Consider the following 7,372-nt stretch of genomic DNA (forward strand, 5'->3'; position numbering starts at 1 on the left):
TGCCCTTCTACACTTTCTGTTTGCCTCTGACCGGGCGAGTACCCCTCATTTTGGATAATGACTGGAGGAACGATGAAGCAAACAGTAGCCACGCTGATCGCCAAAACGCTGGAACAGGCAGGTATAAAACGGATTTGGGGCGTTACTGGCGATTCACTCAACGGCCTGAGTGACAGCCTGCACCGGATGGGAACCATCGCCTGGATGGGCACCCGCCACGAGGAGGTCGCCGCCTTTGCCGCCGGTGCCGAAGCGCAGCTCACTGGCCAACTGGCGGTCTGCGCAGGTTCTTGTGGCCCCGGCAACCTGCACCTGATCAACGGCCTGTTCGATTGCCACCGCAATCACGTCCCGGTGCTGGCCATCGCCGCTCATATTCCTTCCAGCGAGATCGGCAGCGGCTACTTCCAGGAGACTCACCCGCAAGAGCTGTTCCGTGAATGCAGCCACTACTGCGAGCTGGTGTCCAACCCAGAGCAACTGCCGCGAGTGCTTGAGATCGCCATGCGTAAAGCGATCCTCAACCGTGGCGTCTCGGTGATTGTGCTGCCGGGGGATGTCGCTCTGCAAATGGCCCCAGAAGATGCCAGCATGGTGTGGCATACGCCTGCACACCCATTGATGCAGCCACCGATGAGCGAGTTGCAAAAACTGGCAGAAACGCTGAACAACGCCAAAAATATTACCCTGATGTGCGGCAGCGGCTGCGCCGGATCGCATGACGAAGTCGTCAAACTGGCAGAACTGTTGCAGGCCCCGATTGTGCACGCCCTGCGCGGTAAAGAGCATATCGAATGGGATAACCCTTACAGCGTCGGCATGACCGGGCTGATCGGTTTCTCCTCCGGCTACCACGCCATGATGAACGCGGATACCCTGGTGCTGCTAGGCACTCAGTTCCCTTATCGGGCGTTTTATCCGACCCAGGCCAATATCATTCAGATCGATATCAACCCCGGCAGCATCGGCGCCCATTGCCCGGTCAATATGGCGCTGATGGGCGATATCAAAACGACGCTCAGCGCCTTGCTGCCACAGCTGCAAGCCAAGAGCGACCGCAAGTTCCTGGATAAGGCGCTGGAGCATTACCGGGAGGCGCGTAAAGATCTCGACGGGTTGGCTACTGCGAACGATGACCAGCCGATCCACCCCCAGTATCTGGCACAGCAAATCAGCAACTCAGCCACGGATGACGCCATCTTCACCTGCGATGTCGGCACGCCAACGGTGTGGGCAGCTCGGTATTTGAAAATGAACGGCAAACGCCGCCTGCTCGGTTCGTTCAACCATGGCTCAATGGCCAACGCCATGCCGCAGGCGATAGGTGCCCAGGCCACCGAACCGGATAAACAGGTGATCGCCATGTGCGGTGACGGTGGCTTCACCATGCTGATGGGGGATTTTCTGTCGCTGGCCCAGTTGAAGCTGCCGGTCAAGGTGGTGGTATTCAATAACAGCGTGCTGGGCTTTGTGGCGATGGAGATGAAGGCCGGTGGCTACCTTACCGATGGCACCGATCTGCACAACCCGGACTTTGCCGCCATCGCCAATGCGGCAGGCATCAAAGGCATTCGGGTAGAAAAGGCCTCCGAGCTGGACGCGGCATTGCAGGAAATGTTGGCACACCCTGGCCCGGCCCTGCTCGACGTGGTCACGGCCAAGCAAGAGCTGGCGATGCCGCCGCAGATCAAATTCGAACAGGCTAAAGGGTTCAGTCTGTATATGCTGCGCGCCATCATCAATGGCCGAGGTGATGAGGTCGTCGAACTGGCTAAAACCAACTGGCTGCGTTAATCGCTTCTGGGGACAATGAAGTTGGTTGTCCCCTGCATTTTCCGCTTTTGCCCCGCGCCAATCCGGTTATGATGAAAGCCTTTTCCTCATCGGCTACCAAGGATCCGTATGCTTATCGATTTACGCAGTGACACCGTTACCCAACCTAGCGCAGAGATGCGTACCGCCATGGCGCAGGCGGACGTCGGCGACGACGTATATGGTGACGATCCCACCGTCAACGCCCTCCAGGCCGAAGCCGTCAGGCTCTCTGGCAAAGAGGCTGCATTATTCCTGCCCACCGGCACCCAGGCCAACCTGGTAGCCCTGCTGAGCCATTGCCAGCGTGGTGAGGAATATATCGTTGGCCAGCAGGCGCATAACTACAAATATGAAGCCGGTGGTGCCGCAGTGCTAGGCAGCATTCAGCCCCAGCCGATCGAGGCTAACCCCGATGGCACACTGCCGTTAGACAAAGTCGCCGCAGCCATCAAGCCCGATGATATTCACTTCGCCAAGACCCGTTTGCTTAGCCTGGAAAACACCATCAGCGGCCGCGTGCTACCGCTGGAATATCTGCAACAGGCCTGGCAGTTCACTCGTGAGCACAAGCTGGCCCTACACATCGACGGCGCGCGCATTTTCAACGCGGCAGTGGCGTTGAACGTGCCGCTGAAAACTCTTGCCCAGTATTGCGACACCTTCACCATTTGCCTGTCGAAAGGTCTGGGTGCACCGGTTGGTTCGCTGTTATGCGGTAGCGAAGCGTTTATTCAACGCGCCATCCGCTGGCGCAAGATGACCGGTGGCGGTATGCGCCAGGCCGGCATTCTGGCGGCGGCCGGGCTCTATGCGCTGGAGCACAACGTCGAGCGGCTGAAAGAAGATCATGACAACGCCAAATGGCTCGAACAGCAGCTACGTGACATTGGCGTGGATATCGCCGAACCGGGCGCACAAACCAACGTGCTGTACCTGCGCCAATCCCCGGAACTGGCGGCTAAACTCGGCCCCTGGATGCGTGAACGTGGCGTGTTGCTCAGCGCCGGGCCGTTGACCCGTATCCTGACGCACCTCAACGTTAGCCGCCAGGACCTGCAAAAAGTGGTCGATCTGTGGCGGGAATTCTTGCAGCAGCACGCCTAACTTTTTTGCAGTAACTCCGGGTGGTGCCCCCACTTCCCGGTTCTCGCCAAACCCGCTATATCAGCCTAGTTCCAATACCTGAAGGGATATCATCTATGAGTCATAAATTTCGCCAGACGTTATTAGCTCTCACCCTCGTTAGCAGTGGAATGATGTTTACCTTGCCAGCTAGCGCCGCCCCGGCGCCGGCCCAACAGCAAACGCAGGCTCCTGGCTATTACCGCATGATGTTGGGTAACCTGGAGGTGACAGCGCTGTACGACGGTTACGTCAAACTGGACGCCAAGCTATTCCATGGTGTCAGCGAGCCGGATATGCAAAAGCTGTTCGCCCGCATGTTTACCGATAGTCAGTCAGGCATACAGACGGCGGTTAACGCGTTTCTGGTGAATACCGGTACGCATCTGGTTCTGGTTGATGCCGGTACCTCGCAGTGTTTTGGGCCGACGTTGGGGGCCATCAAGAACAACTTGCGCGCGGCCGGGTATCAGCCTGAGCAGGTCGATATGATATTGCTGACGCATCTGCACCCCGATCACGCCTGCGGCATCACCGATCAGGGCAAGGCCGCCTTCCCTAACGCCACTGTCTATGCCTCCAAGGCCGATGGGGATTATTGGCTGAGTAAAGAGATGGCGCTCAAAGCCCCGAAGGACGCGCAGCCGATGTTCAAGATGGCCCAAGACGCCGTGGCCCCTTATGCCGAACAGGGCAAGCTGAAACTGTACAGCCCTGGAGAGCATTTGCTTCCTGGGTTGGAGGTGATAGCGACACCGGGCCATACGCCTGGGCATGCCTCTTACCTGTTCAGCTCCGGCGGCCAGAAACTGCTGCTGTGGGGGGATATCGTCCACAGCCACTCTTTGCAGTTCGCCAAACCTGAAGTGGCGGTGGACTTTGACACAGACTCCAGACAGGCAATCGCTACCCGGCAGAAGGTGTTTGCCGATGCGGCTGAAAACAAGCTATGGGTTGGCGGGGCGCATTTACCCTTCCCTGGCCTGGGCCATGTGCGCGTCGAAGGTAAAGGCTATGCGTGGGTGCCGGTTGAATATGCACCGGTGATAGTCGGCGAGAAGAAACCTTAACGCAGATTAATAACAACGGGCGCAGCTGCGCCCGTTTAGTTGCGCACATTGCGCTAACTCAAACCACCAACCGGCCATAGAGCCAGTACCCCACAGCCAGTATCAGCAGCAGATTCAGCACTACGCTGAGGATAAAATAGGTTTTGAACGGTTGTTTCTGTGTTTTATGGCGGAACAGCCGTTGCCCGATAATGGCCCCTATCCAACCGCCCAACACGCCGAACAGCAGCAGGGTGATTTCCGGCACCCGTTGCCAACCTTTGCAGGCGGCCAGTTTATCGGCACCGTAGATCAGCAGAGTAAGCAGATTTACCAGCAGCAACCACGTCCACAGCGGAGCGGGAAAACACAGGCTGCCAGCCAGGGCAATTAGCAGCAGGAAATAACACAGAGAATTGATTTTCATCGGACATCGGCTCGTTGCTTGATCGCCACGTAGTGTGAACCGCCCACCGTGCAGATGCAACTATTGATATCCATACAAAAAGTGCATTTAGCCCGCTAATTTGTCATTCTATACCCTATGGATTTCAAGCTGCAGGTAACAACGCTGCAGCTTGAAAGACGACGGGTAAAGCTACGCTCACATTAACATCAATAAACTAAGGCAGCGCAATGACCTCCCAACGAATTCTGGTTCTTGGAGCCAGCGGTTATATCGGCCAACACCTGATCCCCCGTTTGACCGAGCAGGGCCACGAAATCACCGCCGCAGCTCGCCGCATAGAATGGTTGGAAGAGCAAAACTGGCCGCACGTAAGTTGCCGCTATGTGGATATCTATCGTCCAGAAACGCTAACGGCGGCGCTATGGCAGATCGATGCCGTTTACTACCTGATCCACGGCATGGGCGATGGCGACGATTTTATCGAAAAGGAGCGCCAGGCGGCGGAAAACCTGCGCGATGCCTTGCGAGGATCCACCGTTAAACAGGTTATTTTCCTTGGCGCACTGCAACCAGAGGGCAATAGCTCCCCTCACCTTATCGCCCGTAAACTGACCGGCGAGATCCTGCGCCAAAGCGGCATTCCCGTCACCGAATTGCGCGCCAGTATCGTGGTTGGCCCTGGTTCAGCCGCGTTCGAGATTATGCGCGATATGGTCTATAACCTGCCGATCCTGACGCCGCCGCGTTGGGTGCGCTCAAAATCGTCCCCGGTCGCACTGGATAACCTGCTCACTTACCTAACCGAGCTACTGCAACACCCGGCGCAGGAAAACCGGATTTTTGACGTGGCCGGGCCGGAGTACATCAGTTACCAAACCCTGTTCGAGCGCTTTATCAAGATCAGCGGCAAAAAGCGCTGGCTGATCCCGGTGCCGCTGCCGACACGCTTTATCTCGGTATGGTTTATCAGCATGATCACTTCTGTGCCAACCTCGATTGCCAGCGCGCTTATCCAGGGGCTGAACCATGACTTACCTGCCGATGGCAAACCGCTGCAAGCCTTGATCCCACAGCCACTACAAACCTTTGACGAGGCGGTTAAGGAAACGCTACGCCGCGAAGACGAGGTGGTCGACTCTGCCGACTGGGGTTACGATCCTGAAGCCCGCGCTCGCTGGCGGCCCGGTTACGGTTTCTACCCCAAACATGCGGGCTGTGAACTGGATACGCAGGCCTCCAGTGAAGCGCTATGGCACGTCGTGCAGCAGTTGGGTGGCAAGGAGGGATACTTCTACGCCAACATCCTGTGGCAAATCCGCGCCCGCATGGACGATATGATCGGCAACGGCGTCGTTTATGGTCGACCGCAGCGTGACACACTGGAAGTCGGCGATCTGGTCGATGGCTGGAAAGTGATCACCAAGAAGCCATTACGGCAGTTGGCATTGATGTTTGGGATGAAAGCACCGGGGCTTGGCCGCCTGACCTTCAGCATCAAGGACCTGGGCGATCGTCGCCAGCTCGATGTCCGCGCCTGGTGGCATCCTGCCGGTTTCAGCGGGCTGTTATACTGGTTTGTCATGATGCCTGCCCACCTGTTTATTTTCCGTGGCATGGCCAAACGGATTGCCCGATTGGCCGAAGAGTACGATAACCAGCGCTCTCATTAGTCTAATTGTCGATCAACCGCACAGTTTGCTGTCTCGGTTAGGTCCTTTCTCATTGCATAGCGCACAAAATCACGAAAGAATGGCATCTTATTTGCCGGGGTGCGCTAAAACGCCCTCAGCATCCTGACTTTTGGTGAGAACAGAGTGAGTTATGAAGGTATTGGTCACCGGTGCAACCAGTGGGTTAGGCCGTAACGCCGTTGAATATCTCCGCCGCCAAGGCATAAAAGTACGTGCCACCGGGCGCAATCAGGCCATGGGTTGCCTGCTGGAAAAAATGGGTGCCGAATTCATCCATTGCGATCTCACCAACCTGATCTCTTCGCAGGCCAAAGCCATGCTGGCGGATGTGGACGTGCTGTGGCACTGCTCCGGTTTCACTTCCCCTTGGGGCACGGAAGAAGCCTTCGAACTGGCCAACGTCCGCGCTACCCGCCGCTTGGGGGAATGGGCTGCGGCCTACGGTGTGGAACGGTTCATTCATATTTCGTCGCCAGCGATTTACTTTGATTATCATCATCACCGCAATGTGGATGAAGACTTCCGCCCGATTCGTTATGCCAACGAGTTTGCTCGCAGCAAGGCCGCCGGGGAACAGGTGGTGCAACAGTTGGCGCTCTCCAACCCGCAAACCCACTTCACCATCCTACGCCCACAGGGGCTATTTGGCCCACACGACAAAATCATGCTGCCGCGCCTGCTGCATATGATCAAACATTATGGCAGCCTGCTGTTACCGCGAGGCGGGGATGCACTGGTCGATATGACCTATCTGGATAATGCAGTACACGCCATGTGGCTGGCCACCGTGAAGGAAGACACCCCTTCTGGACGGGCCTACAACATCTCCAACCAGCAAGCCTGCACGCTACGCACCGTGCTGCAACAGCTGATCGATGAGTTGGGCATGAAGTGCCGCATCCGCTCGGTGCCCTACCCGATGCTGGATATGATGGCGCGTGGCATGGAAAAGCTGGGCAGTAAAAGCGATAAAGAACCCGTATTGACCCATTACAGTGTCGCGAAGCTCAATTTCGATCTGACGCTGAACACCACTCGCGCACAGCAGGAACTGGGTTATCAACCCGTGGTTTCGCTTGAAGAAGGCATTAGCCGTACCGCTCGCTGGTTGAAAGAGCACGGTAATCTGCACGGGCTATAAATAACCCCTCACCCCAACCCTCTCCCACAGGGAGAGGGAGCTGATAGTCTCTGCACATTTGGCAATAAAGAGATAATCTCAGCAAACTTGATCGCCCACTCATCCAAAGTGCGCCACCGAATTTGCAAACCCACTCGAACGGTCC

At 56.7% G+C, this 7,372-nt stretch carries 6 protein-coding genes; 5 read left to right on the plus strand and 1 reads right to left on the minus strand.

Annotation, left to right across the window (positions count from 1 at the left end; translation table 11 throughout):
• Positions 1-72 precede the first annotated feature (72 nt).
• The 3 genes from poxB (at position 73) to ABIE29_RS19950 (ending at position 4,007) form a co-directional block, all read left to right on the plus strand.
• Positions 73-1,794, plus strand: a complete 1,722-nt coding sequence (gene poxB, locus ABIE29_RS19940; RefSeq protein WP_429620606.1) for a ubiquinone-dependent pyruvate dehydrogenase — start codon at positions 73-75, stop codon at positions 1,792-1,794.
• A gap of 108 nt (positions 1,795-1,902) precedes the next feature.
• On the plus strand, positions 1,903-2,919 hold the full coding sequence (gene ltaE, locus ABIE29_RS19945) for a low-specificity L-threonine aldolase (RefSeq protein WP_429620608.1): 1,017 nt from the start codon (positions 1,903-1,905) through the stop codon (positions 2,917-2,919).
• Positions 2,920-3,014: 95 nt separating this feature from the next.
• The gene (locus tag ABIE29_RS19950; protein WP_429620611.1) at positions 3,015-4,007 is read left to right on the plus strand and encodes an MBL fold metallo-hydrolase; all 993 of its coding nucleotides are present in this window, start codon (positions 3,015-3,017) and stop codon (positions 4,005-4,007) included.
• Between the two features lie 58 nt (positions 4,008-4,065).
• On the opposite strand, the gene ABIE29_RS19955 is transcribed toward ABIE29_RS19950, so the two are convergent.
• Positions 4,066-4,413: a DUF1294 domain-containing protein gene (locus ABIE29_RS19955; protein WP_429620613.1), complete on the minus strand. Its 348-nt coding sequence runs from the start codon at positions 4,411-4,413 to the stop codon at positions 4,066-4,068.
• A 209-nt stretch (positions 4,414-4,622) separates the two neighbouring features.
• Between ABIE29_RS19955 and ABIE29_RS19960 the strand changes: the two genes are divergently transcribed.
• On the plus strand, positions 4,623-6,065 hold the full coding sequence (locus tag ABIE29_RS19960; protein ID WP_429620615.1) for a DUF2867 domain-containing protein: 1,443 nt from the start codon (positions 4,623-4,625) through the stop codon (positions 6,063-6,065).
• A 151-nt stretch (positions 6,066-6,216) separates the two neighbouring features.
• Positions 6,217-7,227, plus strand: a complete 1,011-nt coding sequence (locus ABIE29_RS19965) for an NAD-dependent epimerase/dehydratase family protein (protein WP_429620617.1) — start codon at positions 6,217-6,219, stop codon at positions 7,225-7,227.
• The last annotated feature ends 145 nt before the right edge of the window (positions 7,228-7,372 follow it).

The organism is Serratia sp. 2723 (assembly GCF_050434425.1).
In the GTDB taxonomy this organism is placed as follows: Bacteria; Pseudomonadota; Gammaproteobacteria; order Enterobacterales; family Enterobacteriaceae; genus Chania.